Here is a 23,953-nt window from a genome sequence, read left to right on the forward strand (position 1 = left end):
GAAGGGAGTCAGTGATGCCCCGGGTCTACAAGTTCGGCGGCGCCTCGATCCAGGATGCCGACGCCATTCGCCGCCTGGGCGCGCTGCTCGCCGAGGGGGTGGCGCGCCCCCGCGCCATGGTGGTCTCGGCCATGGGCAAGACCACCAACGCCCTGGAGGCGCTGCTCGCGGCGGCCCGCCGGGATGACCAGGCCGACTACCGCCGGTGGCTCGCGGCGATCCGCGACGACCACCTGGCCGTGGCCCGCGCGCTGTTCGGCCCGGACAGCCAGGTGGCGGCCGAGCTGTCACGGCTTGTCGATGAGCTGGACGCCGCCCATGGCGCCCACCGCGAGGCCCCCTACCCCTTTCACTACGATCAGACCGTGGGCATGGGCGAGCTGCTCTCCACCACCCTGGTGGCCGCCTGGCTCAACGAGATCGGCGTGGCGACCCGCTGGTGCGACGCCCGGGCGCTGATCGTCACCGACGACCGCCACCAGACGGCCGAGATCGACTGGGCGGCCACCCACGAGCGCATCGCCTCGCTTGCCGCCGAGAGCGACGAGGTGCTGCTGACCCAGGGCTTCATCGGTGCCACCGAGGGCGGCGCCATGACCACCCTGGGCCGCGAGGGCTCCGACTTCAGCGCGGCGATCCTCGCCGAGGCCCTGGGCGCCGACGAGCTGACCATCTGGAAGGACGTGACGGGGCTCTTCAACGCCGACCCGAGGCGCTTCACCAACGCGCGCCAGATTGCCCGCCTCAGCTATGACGAGGCCCTGGAGCAGACCTGGTACGGCGCCAAGGTGATCCACCCCCGCACCCTGGCCCCGCTGCAGCGGGCCGGCATTCCGCTGACGGTGCGCTCCTTCCTGGAGCCCGAGGCCCCGCCCAGCACCATCGGCCCCGAGCCGGGCGAGGGCGACCGCCAGCCCGCCTTCATGCTGCGCGACGACCAGGTGCTGCTCGATGTCAGCCCCCGGGACGGCGGCTTCCTGGACGAAGCGCGCATGGCGGAGATACTGGCTCGGCTCGCCGAGGCCGGCCTGCATGCCAACCTGCTCGACGTCGAGGCCCTGCGGCTGCGGCTCTGCGTCGACCCGGCGCCCGAGAAGCTCGAACCGCTGGCCGACGCCTTGGCCACCGACTACCGCGTCCGTCGCCATGAGAAGCTGACGCTGCTCACCGTACGCCACCCCGACGAGGGGCTGCTGGCAAGGCTGGACGGGCACAGGACGCGGCTCGCCGAGCGCTGCAGCGCCACCACCGCCCAGCGGCTCTATCCCGCCGCCGAGTGCCCCGACACCTGGCAGATCCCGGAGTGAGCCCTCAGGCCGCGGCCAGGCGCCGCCCCACGCCGTGGCCGTGCCAGGCGGCGGCCAGCCACAGCAGCAGGCTGGCCAGGCCGTAGCCCAGCGCGGCCAGCGGCCGCGCCTGGGTCAGCAACGCCATGACCTCCAGCCCGAACAGCGAGAAGGTGGTGAAGCCGCCACAGAAGCCGGCCACCAGAAAGGGCTGCCAGCGCGCCACCCGACCGTGCCGTCGGCCGGCGGCCAGGGCGGCGAAGAGGGCGATCAGCCAGGAGCCCAGTACATTGACCGCGAGCGTCGCCCAGGGGAACCAGGGCCCCGGCAGGGCCAGCAGGGCCAGGCTGAGCTGGTAGCGCAGCGAGGTGCCGAGTGCGCTGCCGGCGCCTACGGCGGCATAGGCACGCCAGGCGCTCATGCCAGGCCTCCCGCCAGCCAGGCGCCCAGCCCCACCGCGACAAGCCCCATCCCCAGCGTGGCCGCCACATTGGCCAGTGCCGCCGTGGCCCGCCCCTGCTGCCACAGGGTCAGGGTCTGCAGGCTGAAGGACGACACCGTGGTATAGCCGCCAAGCAGGCCGATCGCCGCCAGGGACCAGGCGAGGCGCTCCTCGCCGGCCACTGGCAGCCCCATGAGTCCCGCCAGCAGGCCGATCACCAGGGCACCACTGAGGTTGACCACCAGGGTGCCAAAGGGAAAGGCGCTGCCGAGCCTTCGGCTCACCGCATTGCCGACCGCCAGGCGCGCCATGCCCCCCAAGGCCCCTCCGGCCGCCACCAGCAGCAGGCTGATTGCCATCCCAATGTCCTCTTCCTTCGCCTGAAATCGCGCGCCCTGCGCGCGCCTGCCCCCCAGTATCGCATGCCATGAACGGTCTACATGACCTGTACAGCGCTGTGCCGCTGCGACAGGTCGGGTCGAGGTCTCGCCGCAAAGCCCGTATCATGCCAAACCAGCGTTACCCTTGGATTCACACGACACATCGCCAACACGCAAGAGACGGAGGTCACAGCGTGAACCCCATGCGAGCCCTACCCCTGATGCTCGGCTGGCTGCTGATCGCCCTGCTGGCGCTGGCCGGCCCGGCCCAGGCCCAGCCGGCCGACGCAGCGGGCAGCCAGCCGGCGAATGCCACCCTGGCCGACCTGCTCGAGAACGAGGAGACCCGCCGGCAGCTGATCGAGCAGCTGCGCGGCATGGCCGAGGCGCCCGCCGCCGAGCCACCCGCGGAGGAGGCCGCCACGGCCTCGCTGCCCCGACAGCTGGCCGAGCTGACCAGCCGCATCGCCAGCGACATCGGCGGCCAGTTCGGCAGTGCCGTGGAGGCGGTCGGCGACCTCTTCACCGGCGGCCTGGAAGACAGCACCTTCGACACCGCGGCCTTCACCAGCGCGACCATCAACCTGGGCCTGGTGATCCTGGCCACCCTGGCGCTGTTCGTGGCCTTCCGGCGCCTGGCCAAGCCGCTGTTCACCGGAATCAGCCAGTGGTCGCTCAACGGCGAGGGGCTCACCCCGGTGCTGCGCCTGGTGATCTGCGTGGCCCTGGCCGCCCTGGTGGACGTGCTGGTGGTGGCGCTGGCCTACGTGGGCGGCAACCTGGTCGCCACCTTCGCCATCGGCGAGACCGGCGAGCTCTCCACCCGCGCCTCACTGTTCCTCAATGCCTTCCTGGTGATCGAGCTGCTCAAGGCGGCGCTGCGGGTGCTCTTCTCGTCGCGCTACGAGGGGCTGCGCCTGCTGCCGATCACCGCCGGGGAGGCCTCCTACTGGAACCGCTGGATCGCCAGGCTGATCGGCCTGGTGGGCTACGGCCTTATGGTGGTGGTGCCGCTGATCAACGTCTACATCGCCCCGGCCCTGGGCCAGGGGGTCGGCACCCTGATCATGTTCGGCGCCTTCCTCTACGCGGTGATCGTGGTGATGAAGAATCGCCTGCGCCTGCGCGACGCCATCAACGACAAGGCGAATCGCGCCACCATGGCCGCCACCCGGGTGAGCCTGCAGCTCTTCGCTCGCACCTGGCACCTGTTCGCCCTGGCCTACTTCGTGATGGTGCTGGTGGTGACCCTGACACGGCCGGTGGATGCCCTGCCCTTCGTGCTCTTCGCCACCCTCAAGACCATCGCCGCGGTGGTGGTGGGCATGCTGCTCTCCAGCTTCCTGACCCAGACCATCGGCCGGCGCATCACCCTCTCCGATGACCTGCGCCGCAAGCTGCCGCTGCTGGAGCCGCGCCTCAACAGCTACGTACCCAACGCCCTGCGGGTGATCCGCACCGTGATCCTGATCCTGGTGATCATGCTGGTGCTCAGCGCCTGGGGCGCCTTCGACCTGGCGGGCTGGTACGCCTCCGAGGCGGGTCGCGGCCTGGTCGGCAAGATGGTCAGCGTGGCGACGATCCTGGTGATCGCTATCGGCGCCTGGCTCGGCCTGGCCAGCCTGATCGAGCACAAGCTCAACCCGGAGACCGGCACCGGCGAGCCCGACGCCCGCGCCAAGACCCTGCTGACGCTGTTCCGCAACGCCCTGGCCATCGCCCTGATCACCATGACGGCGATGATCGTGCTGGCCGAGATCGGCATCAACATCGGCCCGCTGATCGCCGGTGCCGGTGTCCTGGGCCTGGCCATCGGCTTCGGCGCCCAGAGGCTGGTCCAGGACATCATCACCGGCATCTTCATCCAGGTGGAGAACGCCATGAACACCGGCGACGTGGTGACCGTGGGCGGCATCACCGGCACCGCCGAGCGCCTGAGCATCCGCTCGGTGGGCATCCGCGACCTCAACGGCACCTACCACATCGTGCCCTTCTCCAGCGTGGACACCGTCTCCAACTACATGCGCGAGTTCGGCTACCACGTGGGCGAGTACGGCATCGCCTACCGCGAGAGCATCGACGACGCCATCGTGGCGCTGCGCGAGGCCTTCGACGAGCTGGCGGCCGGCGACGACCACAAGATGAACATCCTCGCCCCGCTGGAGGTGGCCGGCGTCATTGCCCTGGCCGACAGCTCGGTGAACATCCGGGTGCGCATCAAGACCACCCCGGGCATGCAGTGGGCGGTGGGCCGCGCCTACAACCGCCTGGTGAAGCTGCACTTCGACAGCAAGGGCATCGAGATCCCCTTCCCCCACACCACCCTCTACTTCGGTCAGGACAAGACCGGATCGGCACCGCCCGCCAACCTGCGCGTCATGCAGCAGGACTTCACTATCGACGGCAGCCCGGCGGGACAGCCCAAGCAAGCTAACAACCACACCGACGACCGCTTCGATCCGCGGTCCCGGCCCAACCCGAAGTTCAAGGGCGACTTCGACGAGGACTGAGCCGACGGCTCAGCACCCTCGCAAGGCAAGGCGGGGCTGCCATCGGCAGCCCCGCCTTTGTTCTGCTGCATGGCGTCGCCCCGGGCCTCGCCGCGGCCGTGTCCCGCGGGCGCATGCCGACAACAACGAAGAAGCAGGAAGCAGAAGCAAGGAAGAAACAGGAAGCCGAAAGCAGGAAAGGGGCGCCGGATGGCGCCCCCTTCTCGGGTGGTGGCAGGGCGGCCGGAGCCGCCCGGCCTCAGGCCGACTTCTTCTCGCCGGCCTTCTCTCCCGCAGGCTTGCCGCCCTTGCCCGAGGCGTCCTCGGGTTTGGCTTTCGAGGGCCGCTTCTCGGCCAGCACGTCCTTGTCCTCCCGGGGCTGGGGCAGGGAGGGCAGCGACTTGTCGAGCAGCTCCACGCTCTGGCGGTAGTAGAGCTGGCTCTTGTTGTGCTCGCCCAGGTTGGCATAGAGCCTGGCCAGCTCGGCACAGACCACGCCGCTGGGGCGCTGGCGCTGGCTCGCCTCGAAGTACTCCTGGGCCTTGCCCCAGTAGGCGTTGCGCAGCGACAGGCGGCCCAGCGTCAGCAGCAGGTCCGGGTCGTTGGGCCGCTCCTGCAGCCACTTCTCGGCGGTCACCAGCTGGCGCGCGGCATCCACGTCGAGCAGGCCGTAGCGCAGCACCAGGCGGCTGTCCCAGTGCTCCTTGAGGGAGTGGCGCAGCAGCCGCTCGGCGATGGGCTCCTGGCGACCGCGCACCAGCGCCTCGGCGTAGAGCACGATCAGGTCGATGTTGCCGCGCAGGTGGTCGGGCATGTCGGCCCACAGGCCGCGCACCTTCTCGATATCGCTGCCCTCGCGGGCCTCGCGCACGATCAGCTCACGGTAGGCGCGCTGCTCGAGCTGGTCGCGCTCCTCCTTCGAGATCAGCTGCTGGGCGCCCAGGCGCGGCATCAGGCGGCGCAGGCCGTCCCAGTCGCTGACGCTAAGGTAGGCCTGCTTGAGCTGCTTGAGCACCTGGGGATGATTGGGCAGCTGGCGGTCCAGGCGGGTGAGGATCGCCAGGGCCTCCTCGTACTGCTGGCGGTCCAGCATCAGCTGGGCCTGCATCATGCCCACCGCGGTATCGGCCCCCTCGGTGCTCAGGTGCGCCCGCTTGAGCAGGGTGTCGGCCTGGTCGAAGCGGCCCTGGTAGTGGGCCGCCAGCGCCGCGGAGAGGTAGTTGACCAGCGGGGTGCTGGAGTCGTCCGCCGCCTTGACCAGCGACTTCTCGGCCTTCTTCCAGCGCCCCTCGGCCAGCGCCACCAGGCCGCGCACGGTACGCTTCATGGCGTTGCGGTTGCGGGCGCGGCTGTTCCATACCTTGAAGCGCGAGACCGGACGGGTCAGGCGCATCAGCACGCGCAGGGCGAAGTGCAGCACCAGGAAGCCGGCCAGCAGGATCACCAGGCCGAACCAGAAGGAGGTCTGCACCGAGGTGTCGCCGACGCGCACCAGCCAGTAGCCAGGCACGGACATCATCAGCTGGCCGAACAGCGCGCCGAGCGCCAGGCCCAGGACGACGATCAGGATCAGCTTTCTCATGCGTCATCTCCCCGGCGCGACTCGAAGCGGCGCTCGATGAAGGTGGCCAGGGCCTGCTGGGAGCCGCTGATATCCGGCAGCTCCGGGCGGATCGCCTGGGCCTTGAGCTCGCCCAGACGCTCGACGACCGACTGGACGCCGGAGGCGTCGGTGTCGTAGTAGCCCTCGATCAGGGTCAGCGCCTTGTCGAGGCTCGCCTCGAAGAGCTCCTGCTCCTCCTTGAGCAGCGCCAGCTGCGACTGCTCCAGCACCAGGCGCACGCTCTGGCGCAGGTAGGACTCCTGCTCGGGGGTGATCAGCGCCTCCAGGTCGGCGTCGTGGTGGCGGATGGTGACCAGCTCCTTGAGCTCCTGGCCGAAGCGCGAGAGCTGCTGCTGCCAGGTGCCGCTGGGCGCCTCCGTGATGCCGGAGCGCACGGTGACCTCCTCGATCTCCTGGGAGAGCGGCTGGCGGGCGATCTGCTGCTGCTGAGCGTTGAGGGCCAGCCACAGGCCGGTGCGGTCGACCCGCGGCACGGCATCCAGGGCGGCCAGCTCGCTGGCGATCTCGCGGCGCACCGGCACCAGGGCGGGGTTGTCCGCCTCGCGCAGGCGATCATCGGCGGTGCGCAGCAGGGCGGCCGCGCCCTGGACATCGCGCTCCAGCTGCAGGCGCTGGTTGGCCAGGCGCAGCAGGTAGGCGGCCTCGGCATGCAGCCAGTCGCGCTCGTCGGCCTCCTGCTCGCTGGAGAGCTCGTCGAGCACCCGGTCGAGGGTCTGGTTGACCTCGCCGCGATAGTCGGCGAACTCCCCCTGCAGGGCCTCGATGGCACCGTCCAGGGCGGCGTCGCGCTCGCTCTCACCCTGGTCCAGGCGGCTCTCCAGGTCCGCCAGGTCGGCGGCGCTGGCGAACTGGCCGGAGGCGGACTCCAGCTCGCTGATGCGCGCCTGCTGGGCATCGAGCTTCTGCCACGCCTGCCAGCCGAACAGCACCACGGCGATGGCGAGCAGGATCACCAGCACGATGGCGGCGAGGCCCGCCTTGCCGCCCTTGCCGCCCTTGCCGTCACCGCCGCCAGCCGGGCGAGCCGCGGCACCCGCACCGCTGCCGCCGGACACCGGCCGGGGCTCGGCGGGCTTGCCCTTGTCGGCAGCGCCGGCGGCCTTCTCGCCGCTGGCGGCCTGGGAGGCGGCCGGCTTGGCCGGCGGGGGCGTGCCGCCGGCCGCCGTGGCGTCCGACTTGCCTGACGACTGGGCCGGCGTGTCGCCCTTGCCCGCTGCCGGCTTCGGCTCGGGGCTCTCCGCCGGAGCCGGCTGAGCCGAGTCCTGGGAGGCCGCGTTCTGGCTGGCCTTGTCGTAGCGCCGCGAACGTCGCCGATTCTGGTGATTGCCCTTCCCGGCGTCGCCGCCCGAGGTCGCCGCTTGCGCGCCGTCAGACGCCTTCTGTTCGTCCTGCTCGTGTGGTTGCTTGCTCATCTTGTCGCTAGCCCTTTTCGAGATCGTCTTGATCGACATCGGCTTCCTGCGAGTGACAGGCGGCGGCCAAGGCCGTCGTCAGCGCGGTCGGCGTGGCGCCGGACGCCACGACAGGGGCACGGAACCCCAGCTTGCCGGCCAGTGTAGCCAACCGGGCGCTGGAAACGATTAGCGGTTGGTTCAAGGCGGCGCCCGTGCACCATCTTGCCAGATGTTCGAGGATTTCTCCGCTGCTGACCACCAGGGCGCGAAAGTCGCCCCGGGCCAGGCGGCGCTGCATGTCGGGAGAGGGGGAGAGCGGGGTGCGGCGATAAACCGCCAGGCGGGTCAGGCGGGCGCCGCGCGCGGCGAGGGTCTCGGCCAGCAGGGTGCGCCCGCCCTCGCCGGCCACCAGCAGGATCTTCTCGCCGTCGAGGCGCTGCAGGGAGCCCAGCTGCAGCAGCGCCTCGCTGGTGTCCTCGCCGGCCGTGGCCGGTGGCACGTGCACCCGCACGCCGAGCGCCTGATGCAGGGCGGCGGCGGTGGCCGCCCCCACGGCGTAGTAGTCGATGCCCACGGGAAGCTGCGGCCAGTAGCGGTCCAGCGCATCGGCCAGGCACTCGGCGGCGAAGGGGCTGACCACCACCACCCGCCGGAACTGGTCGAAGTCGAGCCAGGCGGCGCGCTGCGCCGGCGTCTCGGGCAGCGCCTCGAGGCGCAGCGCCTCGAGGCGGGCCACCGGCAGGCCGCTGGCCTCGATGGCCGCGGCGAGCACGTCGCCCCGCTCACCGGGCCGGGTGATCACGACCGGCTGGGCGTCCATCAGCCGGCGCCGTAGACCTCGGCGAGAATCTCGCCGGCACCCATCTCCAGCAGCTCCTCGGCGACGCGGATGCCCAGCGCCTCCGGCTCGTGGATGGAACCGCGCCCCTCGGCGCGCAGCACCCGGCTGCCGTCCGGGGTGCCCACCAGGGCACGCAGCCACAGGGTCTGGCCGTCATTCTCGAACACCGCATGGCCGCCGATGGGCACCTGGCAGCCACCCTCCAGGCGGGTATTCATGGCGCGCTCGGCGCGCACCCGGGTGGCGGTGTCGGGGTCGTCCAGGGGCGCCAGCAGGCCGATCAGCTCGGGGTCGTGCAGGCGGCACTCGATGCCCAGCGCCCCCTGGCCGCAGGCCGGCAGGCACACCTCGGGGGGCAGCTCCATGGCGATGCGCTCGTCGAGGCCCAGGCGCTTCAGGCCGGAGGTGGCCAGGATGATGGCGTCGAACTCGCCGGCGTCGAGCTTGGCCAGGCGAGTCTGGACGTTGCCGCGCAGGGAGAGGATCTCGAAGTCCGGGCGCGCCTCCTGCATCTGCAGGCCCCGGCGCAGGCTGGAGGTGCCGATGCGCGCCCCTTCGGGCAGCTCGTCGAGGCTCCTGTAGTGGTTGGAAACGAAGGCGTCGGTGGGCTCGGCACCGGCGAAGATCACCGACAGCCCCAGCCCCTCTGGGAAGTGCATCGGCACGTCCTTCATGGAGTGCACGGCGATATCGGCGCGGCCGTCGAGCATCGCCTCCTCGAGCTCCTTCACGAACAGCCCCTTGCCCCCCACCTTGGCCAGCGGCGTATCGAGGATCTTGTCGCCGCGGGTGGACATGGCCACCAGTTCCACCTCGAGACCGGGGTGGAGCGCCATGAGGCGGTCGCGAACGTGTTCGGCCTGCCACAGGGCCAGTTGACTCTTGCGGGTGGCGATACGCAGCTTGGTGATGGCTTGCACGAGGTTCTCCCTGTCCCGGTTCCCCTGCCGGCGTCCAGCGTCGCCGACGCCCGGTGGTATTGGCATTCGCTACAGCATATAGCCTGCCATCATAAAGCACCCGGCAGGGCAGGAGAAATCGACGCCCCGGGCGCCCCCTCGCCACGCCGACGGACTCTGGTACACTGCCCGGCATGTCCAGCCAGCGCCGCCGTGGCGGCGCCGGGGCCCTGTGGCCCCGCTTCACCGCAACCCGTTACGCAGGATGCAAAGTCCGATGAGCGCAGATTCCACCACCGCCGGCACCAACCAGTCCTGGGGCGGCCGCTTCAACGAGCCCACCGACGCCTTCGTCGCCCGCTTCACCGCCTCGGTCGACTTCGACCAGCGCCTGGCCTTCCACGACATCCAGGGCTCCATCGCCCATGCCACCATGCTGGCCAGGGTCGGGGTACTCAGCGAGGCCGAGCGCGACGCCATCATCCAAGGGCTCAGCGAGATCCGCGGCGAGATCGAGCGCGGCGAGTTCCAGTGGTCCGTGGCGCTGGAAGACGTGCACATGAACATCGAGGCGCGCCTCACCGACAAGATCGGCATCACCGGCAAGAAGCTGCACACCGGTCGCTCGCGCAACGACCAGGTGGCCACCGATATCCGCCTCTTCCTGCGCGACGAGATCGACCGGGTGGCCGCCGAGCTGGCCCGCCTGCGCCGCGGCCTGATCGAGCTGGCCGACCGCGAGGCCGACACCATCATGCCCGGCTTCACCCACCTGCAGACGGCCCAGCCGGTCACCTTCGGCCACCACCTGCTGGCCTGGCACGAGATGCTGGCCCGCGACCACGAGCGGCTGCTCGACTGCCGCCGCCGGCTCAACGTGATGCCGCTGGGCGCCGCGGCCCTGGCCGGCACCACCTACCCCATCGACCGCCACGTCACCGCCGAGCTGCTGGGCTTCGCGCGTCCCGCCGAGAACAGCCTGGACGCGGTGAGCGATCGCGACTTCGCCATCGAGTTCACGGCCTTTGCCAGCCTGCTGCTGATGCACCTGTCGCGCATGAGCGAGGAGCTGGTGCTGTGGACCAGCGCCCAGTTCGACTTCATCGACCTGCCCGACCGCTTCTGCACCGGCTCCTCGATCATGCCGCAGAAGAAGAACCCCGACGTGCCGGAGCTGGTGCGCGGCAAGACCGGCCGGGTCTACGGCCACCTGATGGGCCTGCTGACCCTGATGAAGTCCCAGCCGCTGGCCTACAACAAGGACAACCAGGAGGACAAGGAGCCGCTGTTCGACGCCGTGGATACCGTCAAGGACTGCCTAAAGGCGTTCGCCGACATGGTGCCGGCCATCGAGCCGAAGAAACCGCAGATGGCCGAGGCGGCCCGCCGCGGCTTCTCCACCGCTACCGACCTGGCCGACTACCTGGTGCGCCGCGGCGTGGCCTTCCGCGACGCCCACGAGATCGTCGGCCTCTCCGTGGCCTATGGCATCCGCGAGAGCAAGGATCTCTCCGAGATGAGCCTCGAGGAGCTCCGGCAGTTCTCCGACGTCATCGACGGCGACGTCTTCGAGGTGCTGACCCTGGAGGGCTCGGTGGCCGCCCGCAACCATATCGGCGGCACCGCCCCGGATCAGGTGCGCGCCGCCGCCCAGCGCGCCCGCGACGCCCTGGCCGCGATGGAGAGCGCCCCGGAGGCCGGCGCCTGATGGGCCGCCTGGCACTCGCCGCCCTGCCCCTGACGCTGGTCATGGCGCTGGGCCTGGCCGGCTGCGGCCAGAAGGGCCCCCTCTACCTGCCCGATGACGAGCAGGCGGCCGAGCAGTACGGCCCCCGCGACGCCGACAACGCCCCCGACGACAGCGAGACCTAGGCATGGATCATTTCGAGTATCGCGACGGCGTGCTCTACGGCGAGGAGGTCCCCCTGACCCGCATCGCCGAGCAGTTCGGCACGCCCTGCTACGTCTACTCCAAGGCCACCCTGGCCCGGCACTTCCGCGCCTATACCGAGGCGCTGGGCGGCCACCCCCACCTGATCTGCTACGCGGTGAAGGCCAACTCCAACCTCGCCGTGCTGGGCCTGCTGGCCCGCCTGGGCGCCGGCTTCGACATCGTCTCGGTGGGCGAGCTGGAGCGGGTGCTGGCCGCCGGCGGCGACCCCGCCAAGGTGGTCTTCTCCGGTGTGGCCAAGCAGGAGGCCGAGATGGCCCGGGCGCTGGAGGTGGGCATCAAGTGCTTCAACGTGGAGTCGCGCCCCGAGCTCGAGCGTCTGAATGAGGTGGCCGGCCGGCTCGGCAAGGTGGCGCCGGTGTCGCTGCGGGTCAACCCGGACGTGGACGCCGGCACCCACCCCTACATCTCCACCGGGCTCAAGGACAACAAGTTCGGCATCCCGGTGGACGAGGCGCTGGCGGTCTACGAACTGGCCGCGAGCCTGCCCCATGTGAAGGTGACCGGCCTGGACTGCCATATCGGCTCCCAGCTCACCGAGCTCTCGCCCTTCCTGGACGCCCTGGACCGCCTGCTGGTGCTGCTCGAGCGCCTGCGCGAGCGGGGCATCGAGGTGGAGCACCTGGACCTCGGCGGCGGCCTCGGCGTGCCCTATCGCGACGAGCATCCGCCGGCGCCCTTCGACTACGCCTCGGCCCTGCTGGAGCGCCTCTCCCGCTGGGCCGGCAGCGAGCGGCTGACCCTGCTCTTCGAGCCGGGCCGCTCGATTGCCGCCAACGCCGGCGTGCTGCTGACCCGGGTGGAGTTCCTCAAGCCCGGCGAGACCCGGAACTTCGCCATCGTCGACGCCGGCATGAACGACCTGATCCGCCCCGCCCTCTACCAGGCGTGGCAGGCGATCCTGCCGGTGGATACCCGCCGCGCCCGGGAGAGCGCCACCTATGACGTGGTGGGCCCGGTGTGCGAGACCGGCGACTTCCTGGGCAAGGAGCGTACACTGGCCATCGCCCCCGGCGACCTGCTGGCGGTGCGCTCCGCCGGCGCCTACGGCTTCGTGATGGCCTCGAACTACAACAGCCGCCCGCGCCCCGCCGAGGTGATGGTGGACGGCGAGTCCGCCCACCTGGTGCGCCGCCGCGAGCGCCTCGAGGAGCTGTGGGCCGGCGAGGCGCTGCTGCCCGACGACGAGGAGGGCGCGCGCTGATGCTGCTGCACTTCACCAAGATGCACGGGCTGGGCAACGACTTCATGGTGCTCGACCTGGTCACGCAGCGGGCGCGCCTGCAGGACGACCAGATCCGCCGCCTGGCCGACCGCCGTTTCGGCGTCGGCTTCGACCAGCTGCTGATCGTCGAGCCGCCCCGGGACCCGGACATGGACTTCCGCTACCGCATCTTCAACGCCGACGGCAGCGAGGTGGAGAACTGCGGCAACGGGGCGCGCTGCTTCGCGCGCTTCGTGCGCGACCAGCGCCTGACCCACAAGCACGAGATCCACGTGGAGACCGCCGGGGGCCCGCTGGTGCTGCTGGTGGAGGACGACGGCCGGGTGCGGGTCGACATGGGCGAGCCGCGCTTCGCCCCCGAGGCCCTGCCCTTCGACGCCGCCGAGGATCGCCCGCTGCACCTCCTGGCGGTGGACGGCGAGCGCGTCGAGATCGGCGTCGTCTCCATGGGCAACCCCCACGCGGTGCTGCGGGTCGAGGACGTCGACCGCGCCCCGGTGGCGCGCCTGGGCCCGGCCATCGAGTCCCACCCGCGCTTTCCGAAGCGGGTCAACGCGGGCTTCATGCAGGTCGTTTCCCCCCATGAGATCCGCCTGAGGGTCTTTGAACGGGGCAGCGGCGAGACCCTGGCCTGCGGCACCGGCGCCTGCGCCGCGGTGGCCAGCGGCATCCGCCAGGGGCTGCTCGAAAGCCCGGTCACCGTGCACCTCCCCGGGGGCGACCTGAGCATCGAATGGGGAGGCCCCGGCACCTCCCTGGCCATGAGCGGCCCCGCTGAACGCGTCTATGACGGCCGCCTCATCCTGACCTGAGCCCGCAGACCGCCGAGGAATCCGCATGTCACGAGCCGCCCCCGAACCGCGCAAGACCCTCGACCCGGACCGGGTAGCCGAATGGCTGGCCACCCACCCGGACTTCTTCGTCGGCCGCGAGGGGTTGCTGCAGCAGCTGCGCGTGCCGCACCCGGAGGCCCGCGGGGCCACCTCCCTGCTGGAGCGGCTGGTCCACGACCTGCGCACCCGTGCCGAACAGGCCGAGTGGCGCCTCGAGCAGTTGCTGGAATCGGCCCGCCACAACGAGGCCCAGTACCGACGCACCCGGGAACTGGTACTGGCCCTGCTGGAGGCCGAGGACAGCGATGCCCTGGGCCAGGCCCTGGCCACCCAGTTCTGCGAGCGTTTCTCCACCCCGGCGGTGGCGCTGTGGTGCCCGGCCAGCCTCACCGACGCCGAGCCCCAGCCGCCTCAGGCGCCACGCCAAGTGCTCGACGAGCACGCCGGTTCGCGCCTGGCGGCACTCCTCGACGGCCGCACCAGCCGCTGCACCCGGCTCACCCCCACCGACTGGAAGCGGCTGCTGCCCCACACCACGGCACCGCGTCGCTCCGGCTCCTGCGCCATTGCCCGGCTGACCCTGGGCGAGCCGCTGGGCTACCTGATACTGGCCAGTCCCGATGCCGATCACTTCCGCGCCAGCATGGACACCCTGTTCACCGAGTACGTGGGCGACGTGGTGGCCCGGCTGCTGGTGCGCCACGCCTCGTCTCGTGGCTGAGCGCCCCACAGCGTCCCTGGCCGGGGAGGTCGAGGCCTTCCTGGCCGGGCTCGCCCGCACCGCGAGCCCGGCCACCCTGGACGCCTACCGCCGCGACCTCGCCGCCCTGCTGGCCTTCCTCGCCGAGCGCGACATCGACGACTGGAACGGGTTCGACGCCGCCCTGCTGCGCCGTTTCCTCGGCGGCGAACGCGCCCGCGGCCTGGCCCCGCGCAGCCTGGCCCGGCGGCGCTCGGCGATCTCGCGGCTGGCCGACCACCTGGTGGCCGCCGGTCGGCTGACCCACAATCCGGTGGCCCTGACCCGGGCGCCGCGCCAGCCGCGCCACCTGCCGCGGCCGGTGGACGTCGACCGCCTGAAGGGCTTCCTGGAGACCCCTCACGACGGCTCGCCCCTGGCGGTGCGCGACCAGGCGATGCTGGAGCTCTTCTACTCCAGCGGCCTGCGCCTGGCCGAGCTGGCGGGCCTCGACCTGACCGACCTGCAGCCCGAGCGGGTGCGGGTGCTGGGCAAGGGCGGCAAGCCCCGCCAGGTGCCGGTGGGCCGCCATGCGCGCCGCGCGCTGGACACCTGGCTCGCCCTGCGCGAGACCCTGGCGGCGCCCGGCGAGACGGCGCTCTTCGTGGGCCAGCGCGGCACCCGCCTCGGCCACCGCGCCATCCAGCAGCGCCTGGCGCTGATCGCTCGCCGCCGCGGCCTCGACGAGCACCTGCACCCCCACCGCCTGCGCCACTCCTTCGCCAGCCATCTGCTGGAGTCGAGCCAGGACCTGCGCGCCGTCCAGGAGCTGCTGGGCCACGCCAACCTGGCCACCACCCAGGTCTATACCCGCCTCGACTGGCAGCACCTGGCGGCCAGCTACGACGCTGCCCACCCGCGGGCGCGGCGCCGGCCCGCCGCGGCACCCGACGAGGAACCATCGTGAGACTCGAGGCGATCACCTTCGACCTGGACGACACCCTGTGGGACAACGGCGGGGTGATGCGACGCACCGAGGAGGGCCACTACGCCTGGCTGGACGCGGCGCTGCACGCATGGCTGGAAGATCGGCTGGAAGAGCGCCTCGGCGGCCACGCCGACGGGGCAGAGCCGTCAGGCGCCCGCGGCCGCTTCGCCGAACGCTTCCCCCTGGCGGCCTTCATCGAGCGCCGCCTTCGCCTGGCCGGCGCCCACCCGCTGCGCCGCGGCGACTTCACCTGGCTGCGCCACCGTGCGCTGACCGAACTGCTTAACGAGTATGGCCTGGCCGCGGAGCACGCCGACCACTGGGCCAGCCGCGCCATGGAGCGCTTCATGGTGCTGAGGCACGAGGTCACGCCCCATGAGGAGGTGGACGAGCTGCTGGACGAGCTGGGCAGGCGCTACCGGCTGGCCAGCATTACCAACGGCAACGTGGAGATCGCCCGCCTGGCGCTGGGGCGCCACTTCCCGGTGGCCATCGCCGCCGGGGAGCTGCTCGCCCCCCAAGCCCGACCCGCGCCCCTTCCTGGCCGCCCTGGCCCGGCTCGGCACCCCGCCATCACGGGCGCTGCACGTGGGAGACTCCTGGGCCGAGGATGCCCTGCCGGCGCGACGCCTGGGCATGCAGGCGGCCTGGATCGGCCCGGACGACCGCGACCTGCCCGCCGGCATCCACCGCCTGGACCATGTGCGCGAGCTGCCCGAGCTGATCGCCTGGCTGGAGAGGCGGCGCTAGCCCTCCTCGCTGCCCAGCAGCCAGGCGTCCAGGCGCGCATGCGCCTCCTCGACGCCCTGCCCCTTGAGGGACGAGAAGAGCTGGATGCTGACCAGGTCCTCCCACTCGCGCAGCCGCGCGCGCACCTGCTGCAGGGCGCTGGCCGCCGCACCGCGCTTCAGCTTGTCGGCCTTGGTGAGCAGGATATGCACCGGCATCGCCTTGTCATCCGCCCAGCCCAGTAGGGTCTGGTCGAACTCCGAGAGCGGGTGGCGCACGTCCATCACCAGCACCAGGCCGCGCAACGAGGCGCGCCGCTGCAGGTAGTCCGAGAGGTGGCGCTGCCACTCCAGCTTGACCTGCTCGGGCACCTTGGCGAAGCCGTAGCCGGGCAGGTCCACCAGGCGCCGGTCGGCATCCTCGCCCAGGGTGAAGAAGTTGATCAGCTGGGTCCGGCCGGGGGTCTTGGAGGTGCGCGCCAGGGCCTTCTGACGGGTCAGGGTATTGATGGCGCTGGACTTGCCGGCGTTGGAGCGTCCGGCGAAGGCCACCTCGGCGCCGCTGTCGGGCGGACACTGGGCCAGGGTCGGGGCGCTGGTGAGGAAACGGGCGGTCTGATAGTTGAGTCGCGCCATGGCGATGACATCCTGACGATGGTCGAAGGGAGACGGGGCGCGGCTTGCATTCCCGCCGCCGGGGTGATTCGGTATAATGCAGTGTCTTTTGTCTGCGACCCGGGGCACGCTAGTGTACCACCGCGCCCTCGACGTCCGCGAACCGCCGGCGCCTGCGCAAGGCCCCGGGCAGGCTCGCGATCCGGGCGGCTCCCAGGGTACGTACCGGTCAACAATGTAACGGCAAAGTGGATTAGCGATGAGAAAGTTACTGGCAAGCCTGGCATTTACCATGGGCGCCGTCGGCGCCGCCCACGCCGACCTGGAGGCCGACGCCGATGCGGCGGCAGGCCGCGAGAAGGCGCAGAGCTGCGCCGCCTGCCACGGCCCGTCCGGCATCAGCCCCTCCTCGGCCTTCCCGCATCTCGCCGGCCAGCAGATGTCCTACACCGCCAAGCAGATCATGGACATCCGCGACGGCCACCGCCCGGTGCCCCAGATGGCCGGCCAGGTGGACGACTTCTCGGACCAGGACGCCTGGGACGTGGCCAAGTACTTCGCCGAGCAGGACGCCAACCTGGGCCAGGTCGATCCCGACAACACCGAGCAGCTGGCTCGCGGCGAGGAGCTTTACCGTGCCGGCGACCTCTCCAGGGGCATCCCGGCCTGCGCCGCCTGCCACACCCCCACCGGGGAAGGCATCGGCAGCGCCGTCTACCCGGCGCTCTCCGGACAGTTCGTCGAGTACACCGTCGCCACCCTGCAGGCCTTCGCCTCCGGCGAGCGGGCCAACGACCCGGCCAACATCATGCGCGACATCGCCGCCAAGATGAGCGATGACGACATGGAAGCCGTGGCCAACTACATGTACGGCCTGCACTGAGTCCGGCCCGTCGCAGGCAGCGACGCCACGCTCAGTTCTCGCCAGGGCGGCCCTCGGGCCGCCCTTGTCGTATCATCGAAGGCCCGGCCGCCACCGGGGAACCCTCGGTGGCGAACGCGCTCAAAGGCAGCGACGCCCGGCCTCGCCGGATCATCCAAGGAGAGAGTACGTGATGTTCAAGCCCCTGATGTTCGCCCTTGCCGGCCTCGGCCTATCGAGCCTGGCCACCGCCTCGCCGCTGGTCGAGGGCCAGCACTACGAGGTGCTGCCCCAGCCCGTCGAGACCCGCGTCGCCGAGGGCCAGATCGAGGTCACCGAGGCGTTCTGGTACGGCTGCCCGCACTGCTACAACCTGCAGGAGCATGTCACCGCCTGGTACGAGACCCTCGATGAGGACGTCAGCGTGGTGCATCTGCCCGGCACCATGGGCGGCGACTGGAACAAGCACGCCGCGGCCTTCTACGCCGCCGAGGAACTGGGCATCGTCGAGGCGGTCCACGCCGACTTCTTCGACGCCATCCACCAGCAGAACCGTCGCCTCACCGAGACCGACGACCTGGCCGACTTCTTCAGCGGCTACGGCGTCAGCGAGGAGGAGGCTCGCCAGGCACTCGGCTCCTTCGCGGTGAAGAGCAAGGTCAACCAGGCCCACTCGCGGCTGCGCGCCATGCGCCTGATGGGGGTGCCCGCCCTGGTGATCGACGGCCGCTACCTGGTCACACCCAGCAGCGCCGGCAGCCTCTCCAACATGCCGCAGATTGCCGACGCGCTGATCGAGAAGGTCCGCGAGGAGCGTGGTGACAGCTGAGATGTCGCATCTGGCCGAGGCAAGGACGCCGCCCCTCGAGGGCAGCCACCTGAAGCTGCTCACCTTCAACATGCAGGTGGGCATTCAGACCTCGGCCTATCACCACTACCTGACCCGCAGCTGGCAGCACCTGCTGCCCCACCCCAAGCGCCTGCGCCGGCTGGACATGGTCAGCGAGGTGCTGGGGCGCTTCGATATCGTCGGCCTCCAGGAGGTCGACGGCGGCAGCTTCCGCTCCAGCAACGTCAACCAGGTGGAGTATCTCGCCGGCCGCGGGGGCTTCCCGCACCATTTCAAGCAGCTCAACCGCAACCTGGGCCGCATCGCGCAGCACAGCAACGGGCTGCTGTCGCGGCTGGCCCCCAGCCGGATCGAGGAGCACCGCCTGCCCGGCACCCTGCCGGGACGGGGTGCCATCCACGCCCGCTTCGGCGAGGGCCCCAACGCTCTGCACCTCTTCGTGGCCCATCTGGCGCTGGGTCATCGCACCCGAGTGCGCCAGCTCGACTATCTCTCCGAGATCATCCAGCCGCTGCGCCACGTGGTGGTGATGGGCGACCTCAACTGCACCCCCGAGCAGCTCCACGGCCACCAGCGCTTCTGCGCCTCGCTGCCGCTGCATCCGGTGCGTCCACTGCTCAGCTACCCCTCCTGGCAGCCGCGCCGCGCCCTGGACCACATCCTGCTCTCCGACTCGCTGCAGGCCGACGACGTGCGCGTACCGGACCACCTGTTCTCCGACCACCTGCCGATCGCCGTAGATGTCCGGCTGCCTGCCGCCTGCCTGCAGGCCATGACCGCCCGCCTCAAGGGCGAGCCAGGCTGAGGAGAGCCAGGCGCCGGGGGATACGCGAGAGTGACGCTCGAGGGTGACACCCAGGGTTGAGAGCCAGGGATGACGATCGTCGCCGAATCGGCGATGATGCCCGTCGTTTCCGCTTCTGCACGAGACCTCCCATGACACCCCCTGCCCGCGAACCGGCCCTGCTCCGGGGCCTGGACGCCTTTACCGACCGCATCGGCACCAGCATCGCCTGGCTGGTGCTCCTCATGATGCTGGTGCAGTTCGCCATCGTAGTGATGCGCTACGTCTTCAGCATCCATAACACCGTGATGCAGGAGTCGGTGATGTACATGCACGCCGCGGTCTTCATGCTCGGCGCCGCCTGGACCCTGCGCCGCGACGGCCATGTGCGTGTGGATATCTTCTACCGCCGCCTCACTGCCCGGGGGCGCGCCTGGGTCGACCTCTGCGGCACCCTCTTCCTGCTGATCCCGGTGGTGCTCTTCATCGCCATCGGCAGCTTCGCCTATGTGCGCAGCAGCTGGGCGATCATGGAGCGCTCGCCGGACGGCGGCATTCCCGGCGTCTACCTGCTCAAGACCCTGATACTCGTGATGATGGCGCTGCTGCTGATCCAGGGCATCGCCCAGCTGATCCGCCAGGTGCTGATCATCCGCCACCGCCTGCCCAACGACACCCCGCAGCACGAGGAGCTCCTGTGATGCTGGCCACCCTCCTCGAGTTCATGCCGCTGATCATGTTCGCCGCGGTCTGCGGCGTGCTGATGCTGGGCTACCCGGTGGCGCTGTCGCTGGCCGGCACCGCCCTGATCTTCGCCGGCATCGGCTATGCGCTGATCCAGATGGGCGTGCCGGTGCCCTTCGAGACCCGCTACCTGGGCGCCATGCCCAACCGCCTCTACGGCATCATGACCAACCAGACGCTGCTGGCGGTGCCGCTCTTCGTGCTGATGGGGGTGCTGCTGGAGAAGTCGCGCATCGCCGAGACCCTGCTCGACGCCATGTCGCTAGCCTTCGGCGCCCTGCGCGGTGGGCTGGGCATCGCCGTGGTGCTGGTGGGCATGCTGCTGGCGGCCTCCACCGGCATCGTCGGCGCCACCGTGGTGACCATGGGGCTGCTCTCGCTGCCCACCATGCTCAAGCGCGGCTACTCGCCGTCGCTGGCCACCGGCAGCATCTGCGCCACCGGCACCCTGGGGCAGATCATCCCGCCCTCCATCGCCCTGGTGCTGCTGGGCGACGTGCTCAACAACGCCTACCAGCAGGCCCAGCTCTCCATGGGGGTGTGGAGCCCTCGCACCCTCTCGGTGGGCGATCTCTTCATCGGCGCCCTGGTGCCGGGCCTGCTGCTGGTGGTGGCCTATATCGTCTACCTGGTGATCACCGCCTGGGTGAAGCCCGATGCCGCCCCACCCGCCGACCGTGACTCCCTGATGAAGGAGCTGGGCCACACCGGCAGCCTCTGGCCGCTGCTGCTCAAGGGGCTGGTGCCGCCGGTGCTGCTGATCGTGGCGGTGCTGGGCTCGATCCTGGGCGGCTTCGCCACCCCCACCGAGGCCTCGGCGGTGGGTGCCTTCGGCGCCTTCCTGCTGGCGCTGGTGAACCGTCGCCTGAGCGTGCCGGTGCTGCGCGACGTGGTGCAGTCCACCGCCCAGGTCACCAGCATGGTGTTCCTGATCCTGATCGGCGCCGCGCTCTTCTCGCTGGTGTTCCGCGCCTTCGGCGGCGAGGAGCTGGTCACCGAGCTGTTCGAGGCGCTGCCCGGCGGCGTGGTGGGCGCCACCCTGGTGGTGATGCTGGTGATCTTCCTGCTGGGCTTCATCCTCGACTTTATCGAGATCACCTTCGTGGTGGTGCCCATCGTCGGGCCGGTGCTGCTGGCCATGGGGGTCGACCCGATCTGGCTCGGCATCATGATCGCGGTGAACCTGCAGACCTCCTTCCTGACGCCGCCCTTCGGCTTCGCGCTCTTCTATCTGCGCGGGGTGACGCCGGACTCCGTGCCCACCTCGGCGATCTATCGGGGGGTGACGCCCTTCATCGCCATGCAGCTGGCCATGCTGCTCGCGCTGGCGCTGATGCCGGGGCTCGCCACCTGGCTGCCCTCGGTGCTCTAGCCAAGGACTGGCGCCTCCTGCCGGCTTACTGGCAAAGCGGCGCCAGCCACTGGTGGGCGAGCAGCAGCACCACCGCGTAGCGCCCGCCCTTGGCCACGGTGATCAGCAGGATGGCCCGCCACCAGGGCAGCCGGAAGACGCCGGCCAGCACGGTGAGCGGGTCGCCCACCACCGGGGCCCAGGAGAAGAGCAGGCTCCACTCGCCGAAGCGGAAGTACCAGCGCTCGGCCCGGGCCAGCCCCGCCGGCGAGGCGGGAAACCAGCGCCGGTCCTGGAAGCGGCGCGCATAGCGCCCCATCCAGACGTTGATCAGGCTGCCCAGGGTGTTGCCGGCGGTGGCCACCGCCCACAGCATCAGGGCCGGCTCGCCCAGGCACCAGAGCCGCGCCAGCCAGACCTCGGAGCCCCCCGGCAGCAGGGTGGCGCTGACCAGGGCCACCACGAACAGACTCAGCATTCTCTTCCCTTCTCAGGTGACCGCATGACCGACGCATCCGCCCCGTCCACGCGCGTGATTCCCAATGTGCTGACCATCGCCGGCTCCGACCCCAGCGGCGGCGCCGGCATCCAGGCCGATCTCAAGACCTTCTCGGCGCTGGGCGCCTATGGTACCAGCGTGATCACCGCCCTGACCGCCCAGAACACCCGCGGCGTCACCGGCGTGCACCCGGTGCCCGCCGAGTTCATCGCCGCCCAGCTCGAGACCCTGCTCGACGACGTACGCATCGACGCGGTGAAGATCGGCATGGTGGCGAGCCGCGAGGTGGCCGAGGTGATCCGCGAGGCGCTGACCCGTCGCCGCCCCCGCTGGGTGGTGCTCGACCCGGTGATGGTGGCCAAGAGCGGCGACATCCTGGTAGACGATGCCGGCATCCGCGCGGTGCGCGAGGTGCTGGTGCCGCTGGCCGACCTGGTCACCCCCAACCTGCCGGAGGCCGCGGTGCTGCTCGACGCCCCGGTGCCGGACGACCGCGACGGCATGCTGGCCCTGGCGCCGGCGCTGCGGGCGCTGGGTGCCGGTGCCACCCTGCTCAAGGGCGGCCACCTCTCCGGCGAGGAGTGCCCCGACCTCTTGATCACCGACGAGGCGACCCACTGGATCGAGGGCGCCCGGGTCGACACCGCCAACCTGCACGGCACCGGCTGCACCCTCTCCTCGGCCATCGCCGCCCGCCTGGCCCTGGGCGAGGCCCTGCCGGCCGCGGTGGCGGGCGCCAAGCAGTGGCTGGGCGCGGCCCTGGCCGCGAGCCGGCGCCTTGATGTGGGTCAAGGGCGCGGCCCGGTGCACCACTTCCACGCCTGGTGGTAGGGCGAATCCGGCGTTTTGCTCCTTGCAGGGGCGGCGCCGGCCTCCCATCCTGAAGGTCCCACCTTCCGGGAAGCGGAGACCGCCACCATGACCCAGACGCTGCTGTTCGCCTGCGACCTCTCGGCCGAGAACCGCGCCGCCTTCGCCCGGGCCCTGCGCCTGGCCGGCGAACAGGGCGCCAGGCTGGACGTGATCCATGTGCTCGACCCCTACCTGCCGCGGCGGGTGCTGCATGACCTGGAGGAGGCGGTGGTGGCCGACATGCAGGCGATGCTGACCGATATCCGCGAGGACTATGCCCTCCCGGAGCCCCAGATGCTGCTGCAGACGGTGGCCGGCTCTCCCTATGCCGAGATCATCCGCGAGGCCCACGAACGCGAGGTGGACATGATCGTCCTCGGCGCCCACCGCAAGCGCGGCCAGCCGGACCTCGTCGCCGGCACCACCCTGGCCCGGGTGCTGCGCAGCGCCCCCTGCCCAGTGCTCACGGTGAGCCACCTGGCCAGCCAGGAGTGGCGCGATATCCTGGTGCCGGTGGACTTCTCGCTGACCTCCCGCCATACCCTGCGCGAGACCCTCAAGCGCTTTCCCGAGGCACGCCTCACCCTGCTCCACGCCTGGGACATTCCCGGCGAGCGGGAGCTGGGCTCCGACGGCGACTACGCCCGCTGGCGGGACCGCGAGGTGGCGCGGCTGCGTGCCCAGCTCGAGCGCGAGACCGAACAGCTGATGGCCGAGCTCGACAGGGTGCCGGAGCTGGAGCTGGTGCTGGAGCAGGGCGACCCTCTGGAGGTGCTGATGACCCGCCTGCGCCGCCAGCCCCCGGACCTGCTGGCCCTGGGCAGCCGCGGCCAGCTGGGCCGACAGAGCCATATCACCGAGCAGCTGCTGGCCGAGCCCCATTGCGACATCATGCTCTGCCGCGCCTGGTAGGCAGTATTCGATACAGAACCTCTACGCGATGATAAAGTCTGTACATGACCGCAGACCCATCGCCGGAGGTTCCCCATGCATCGTCCTGCCCGTCCCGCCCTGGCTCGGGGCATCCCCGCCCCCCTGGCGGCCCTGCTGCTCGCCCTGCTGCTGACCTGGCTGCCGCTGCGCGCCGACGCCACCCAGACGGTGGAGGTGCGGGGCGTGCAGTTCGCCACCGCGCTGGAGGAGTCGGGCCAGGCCTACCGCCTGATCGGCCACGGCCTGTTCCGCTACATGATCTGGACCGCCTATGCCGGGGCCTACTACCAGGCCCCCGAGGCGCCCGAGCCGGCCCCGCTGTCGGCCGTGCCGCGGCGGCTGGAGCTCGAGTACTTCCACGCCATCGCCGCCGATGACTTCGCCGCCGCCACCCGCGACAGCGTGCGCGAGCGCCTGGGCGACGCCGCCTACGGTGAGCTGCTGCCCGCCCTGAATGCCTTCAACCGAGCCTATCGCAGCGTCGAGCCCGGCGACCGCTACGCCCTGACCTGGAACGGCGAGGCCCTGCGGCTGGCCCTCAATGGCGAGACGCTCCATACCAGTGACGACCCGGCGCTGGCCAACGCGCTCTTCGGCATCTGGCTGGGTGACCGGCCGCTGCGGGACGACTTCCGCGACGCCCTGCTGGGGCGCCGCTGAGCAGGCGCGTGCTACGCTCGCTGCTTCCAGTCAGGCAACGGTCA

The 23,953-nt window shown here is 70.8% G+C and carries 25 protein-coding genes and 1 pseudogene; 18 read left to right on the plus strand and 8 right to left on the minus strand.

Annotated features, from left to right (window positions below):
• The first annotated feature begins 14 nt into the window (after window positions 1-14).
• The gene (locus HIR79_RS00365; RefSeq protein ID WP_169955941.1) at window positions 15-1,307 is read left to right on the plus strand and encodes an aspartate kinase; all 1,293 of its coding nucleotides are present in this window, start codon (window positions 15-17) and stop codon (window positions 1,305-1,307) included.
• A gap of 4 nt (window positions 1,308-1,311) precedes the next feature.
• On the opposite strand, the gene HIR79_RS00370 is transcribed toward HIR79_RS00365, so the two are convergent.
• Window positions 1,312-1,707, minus strand: coding sequence for a fluoride efflux transporter FluC (locus HIR79_RS00370; RefSeq protein WP_169955944.1), 396 nt, complete (start codon window positions 1,705-1,707; stop codon window positions 1,312-1,314).
• On the minus strand, window positions 1,704-2,087 hold the full coding sequence (locus HIR79_RS00375) for a fluoride efflux transporter FluC (RefSeq protein WP_169955946.1): 384 nt from the start codon (window positions 2,085-2,087) through the stop codon (window positions 1,704-1,706). Before HIR79_RS00375 ends, HIR79_RS00370 begins: the two co-directional genes overlap by 4 nt.
• A gap of 215 nt (window positions 2,088-2,302) precedes the next feature.
• On the opposite strand from HIR79_RS00375, the gene ybiO reads away from it, so the two are divergent.
• The gene (gene ybiO / locus HIR79_RS00380) at window positions 2,303-4,618 is read left to right on the plus strand and encodes a mechanosensitive channel protein (RefSeq protein ID WP_169955949.1); all 2,316 of its coding nucleotides are present in this window, start codon (window positions 2,303-2,305) and stop codon (window positions 4,616-4,618) included.
• Window positions 4,619-4,856: 238 nt separating this feature from the next.
• Here ybiO and HIR79_RS00385 read toward each other — a convergent pair whose 3' ends face one another.
• From HIR79_RS00385 to hemC, 4 genes are read right to left on the minus strand one after another with little or no spacing between them, the layout of a single operon-like run.
• On the minus strand, window positions 4,857-6,179 hold the full coding sequence (locus HIR79_RS00385; RefSeq protein ID WP_169955951.1) for a heme biosynthesis HemY N-terminal domain-containing protein: 1,323 nt from the start codon (window positions 6,177-6,179) through the stop codon (window positions 4,857-4,859).
• The gene (locus tag HIR79_RS00390) at window positions 6,176-7,633 is read right to left on the minus strand and encodes a uroporphyrinogen-III C-methyltransferase (protein WP_169955953.1); all 1,458 of its coding nucleotides are present in this window, start codon (window positions 7,631-7,633) and stop codon (window positions 6,176-6,178) included. The genes HIR79_RS00385 and HIR79_RS00390 overlap by 4 nt, the downstream gene beginning before the upstream one ends.
• Window positions 7,634-7,640: 7 nt before the next feature.
• Window positions 7,641-8,435, minus strand: coding sequence for a uroporphyrinogen-III synthase (locus HIR79_RS00395; RefSeq protein ID WP_169955956.1), 795 nt, complete (start codon window positions 8,433-8,435; stop codon window positions 7,641-7,643).
• Window positions 8,435-9,376 carry a hydroxymethylbilane synthase gene (gene hemC / locus HIR79_RS00400; protein WP_283241847.1) on the minus strand — a complete coding sequence of 314 codons (942 nt, stop codon included), beginning with the start codon at window positions 9,374-9,376 and terminating at the stop codon, window positions 8,435-8,437. Before hemC ends, HIR79_RS00395 begins: the two co-directional genes overlap by 1 nt.
• 256 nt (window positions 9,377-9,632) lie before the next feature.
• Here hemC and argH point away from each other — a divergent pair, with 256 nt between their 5' ends.
• The 8 genes and pseudogenes from argH to HIR79_RS18750 all read left to right on the plus strand — a co-directional run bounded on the left by argH (window position 9,633) and on the right by HIR79_RS18750 (window position 15,781).
• Entirely contained in the window at window positions 9,633-11,063 is a 1,431-nt protein-coding gene (gene argH, locus HIR79_RS00405) for an argininosuccinate lyase (RefSeq protein WP_169955958.1), read from the plus strand.
• Window positions 11,063-11,227 carry an LPS translocon maturation chaperone LptM gene (gene lptM, locus HIR79_RS00410; protein ID WP_169955960.1) on the plus strand — a complete coding sequence of 55 codons (165 nt, stop codon included), beginning with the start codon at window positions 11,063-11,065 and terminating at the stop codon, window positions 11,225-11,227. The genes argH and lptM overlap by 1 nt, the downstream gene beginning before the upstream one ends.
• 2 nt (window positions 11,228-11,229) lie before the next feature.
• The gene (gene lysA / locus HIR79_RS00415; protein ID WP_169955963.1) at window positions 11,230-12,510 is read left to right on the plus strand and encodes a diaminopimelate decarboxylase; all 1,281 of its coding nucleotides are present in this window, start codon (window positions 11,230-11,232) and stop codon (window positions 12,508-12,510) included.
• Window positions 12,510-13,343, plus strand: a complete 834-nt coding sequence (gene dapF, locus HIR79_RS00420) for a diaminopimelate epimerase (RefSeq protein ID WP_169955965.1) — start codon at window positions 12,510-12,512, stop codon at window positions 13,341-13,343. The genes lysA and dapF overlap by 1 nt, the downstream gene beginning before the upstream one ends.
• Window positions 13,344-13,368: 25 nt before the next feature.
• Window positions 13,369-14,085, plus strand: a complete 717-nt coding sequence (locus HIR79_RS00425; RefSeq protein ID WP_169955968.1) for a DUF484 family protein — start codon at window positions 13,369-13,371, stop codon at window positions 14,083-14,085.
• Window positions 14,078-15,010, plus strand: a complete 933-nt coding sequence (locus HIR79_RS00430) for a tyrosine recombinase XerC (RefSeq protein ID WP_249322208.1) — start codon at window positions 14,078-14,080, stop codon at window positions 15,008-15,010. The genes HIR79_RS00425 and HIR79_RS00430 overlap by 8 nt, the downstream gene beginning before the upstream one ends.
• Before the next feature lie 56 nt (window positions 15,011-15,066).
• A pseudogene (locus tag HIR79_RS18745) lies at window positions 15,067-15,459 on the plus strand (HAD family hydrolase); the annotation flags it as partial.
• Complete coding sequence (locus HIR79_RS18750) at window positions 15,407-15,781, plus strand: HAD family hydrolase (RefSeq protein ID WP_349304992.1); 375 nt, start codon at window positions 15,407-15,409, stop codon at window positions 15,779-15,781. The pseudogene HIR79_RS18745 and the gene HIR79_RS18750, both read left to right, overlap by 53 nt.
• On the opposite strand, the gene yihA is transcribed toward HIR79_RS18750, so the two are convergent.
• Entirely contained in the window at window positions 15,778-16,395 is a 618-nt protein-coding gene (gene yihA, locus HIR79_RS00440) for a ribosome biogenesis GTP-binding protein YihA/YsxC (RefSeq protein ID WP_169955972.1), read from the minus strand. The genes HIR79_RS18750 and yihA overlap by 4 nt on opposite strands.
• Window positions 16,396-16,633: 238 nt before the next feature.
• On the opposite strand from yihA, the gene HIR79_RS00445 reads away from it, so the two are divergent.
• The 5 genes from HIR79_RS00445 (at window position 16,634) to HIR79_RS00465 (ending at window position 20,986) form a co-directional block, all read left to right on the plus strand.
• Window positions 16,634-17,257 carry a c-type cytochrome gene (locus HIR79_RS00445; RefSeq protein ID WP_169955974.1) on the plus strand — a complete coding sequence of 208 codons (624 nt, stop codon included), beginning with the start codon at window positions 16,634-16,636 and terminating at the stop codon, window positions 17,255-17,257.
• Window positions 17,258-17,429: 172 nt separating this feature from the next.
• Window positions 17,430-18,065: a thiol:disulfide interchange protein DsbA/DsbL gene (locus HIR79_RS00450; protein ID WP_169955977.1), complete on the plus strand. Its 636-nt coding sequence runs from the start codon at window positions 17,430-17,432 to the stop codon at window positions 18,063-18,065.
• Between the two features lies 1 nt (window position 18,066).
• The gene (locus HIR79_RS00455; protein WP_169959415.1) at window positions 18,067-18,891 is read left to right on the plus strand and encodes an endonuclease/exonuclease/phosphatase family protein; all 825 of its coding nucleotides are present in this window, start codon (window positions 18,067-18,069) and stop codon (window positions 18,889-18,891) included.
• A gap of 131 nt (window positions 18,892-19,022) precedes the next feature.
• Complete coding sequence (locus tag HIR79_RS00460) at window positions 19,023-19,571, plus strand: TRAP transporter small permease subunit (RefSeq protein WP_169955979.1); 549 nt, start codon at window positions 19,023-19,025, stop codon at window positions 19,569-19,571.
• A complete protein-coding gene (locus HIR79_RS00465) occupies window positions 19,571-20,986 on the plus strand; it encodes a TRAP transporter large permease (RefSeq protein WP_110069026.1) in 1,416 nt (471 codons plus the stop codon). The genes HIR79_RS00460 and HIR79_RS00465 overlap by 1 nt, the downstream gene beginning before the upstream one ends.
• A gap of 25 nt (window positions 20,987-21,011) precedes the next feature.
• On the opposite strand, the gene HIR79_RS00470 is transcribed toward HIR79_RS00465, so the two are convergent.
• Entirely contained in the window at window positions 21,012-21,443 is a 432-nt protein-coding gene (locus HIR79_RS00470) for a YqaA family protein (protein WP_110069027.1), read from the minus strand.
• Between the two features lie 24 nt (window positions 21,444-21,467).
• Between HIR79_RS00470 and thiD the strand changes: the two genes are divergently transcribed.
• From thiD to HIR79_RS00485, 3 genes are all read left to right on the plus strand, one after another.
• Window positions 21,468-22,295 carry a bifunctional hydroxymethylpyrimidine kinase/phosphomethylpyrimidine kinase gene (gene thiD / locus HIR79_RS00475; RefSeq protein ID WP_169955981.1) on the plus strand — a complete coding sequence of 276 codons (828 nt, stop codon included), beginning with the start codon at window positions 21,468-21,470 and terminating at the stop codon, window positions 22,293-22,295.
• 87 nt (window positions 22,296-22,382) lie between these two features.
• Window positions 22,383-23,228, plus strand: a complete 846-nt coding sequence (locus tag HIR79_RS00480) for a universal stress protein (protein ID WP_169955983.1) — start codon at window positions 22,383-22,385, stop codon at window positions 23,226-23,228.
• A 75-nt stretch (window positions 23,229-23,303) separates the two neighbouring features.
• Entirely contained in the window at window positions 23,304-23,909 is a 606-nt protein-coding gene (locus HIR79_RS00485; RefSeq protein WP_169955986.1) for a chalcone isomerase family protein, read from the plus strand.
• Window positions 23,910-23,953 lie beyond the last annotated feature (44 nt).

It is taken from the genome of Halomonas sp. PGE1, assembly GCF_013000985.1.
Taxonomy (GTDB): domain Bacteria; phylum Pseudomonadota; class Gammaproteobacteria; order Pseudomonadales; family Halomonadaceae; genus Halomonas; species Halomonas alkalicola.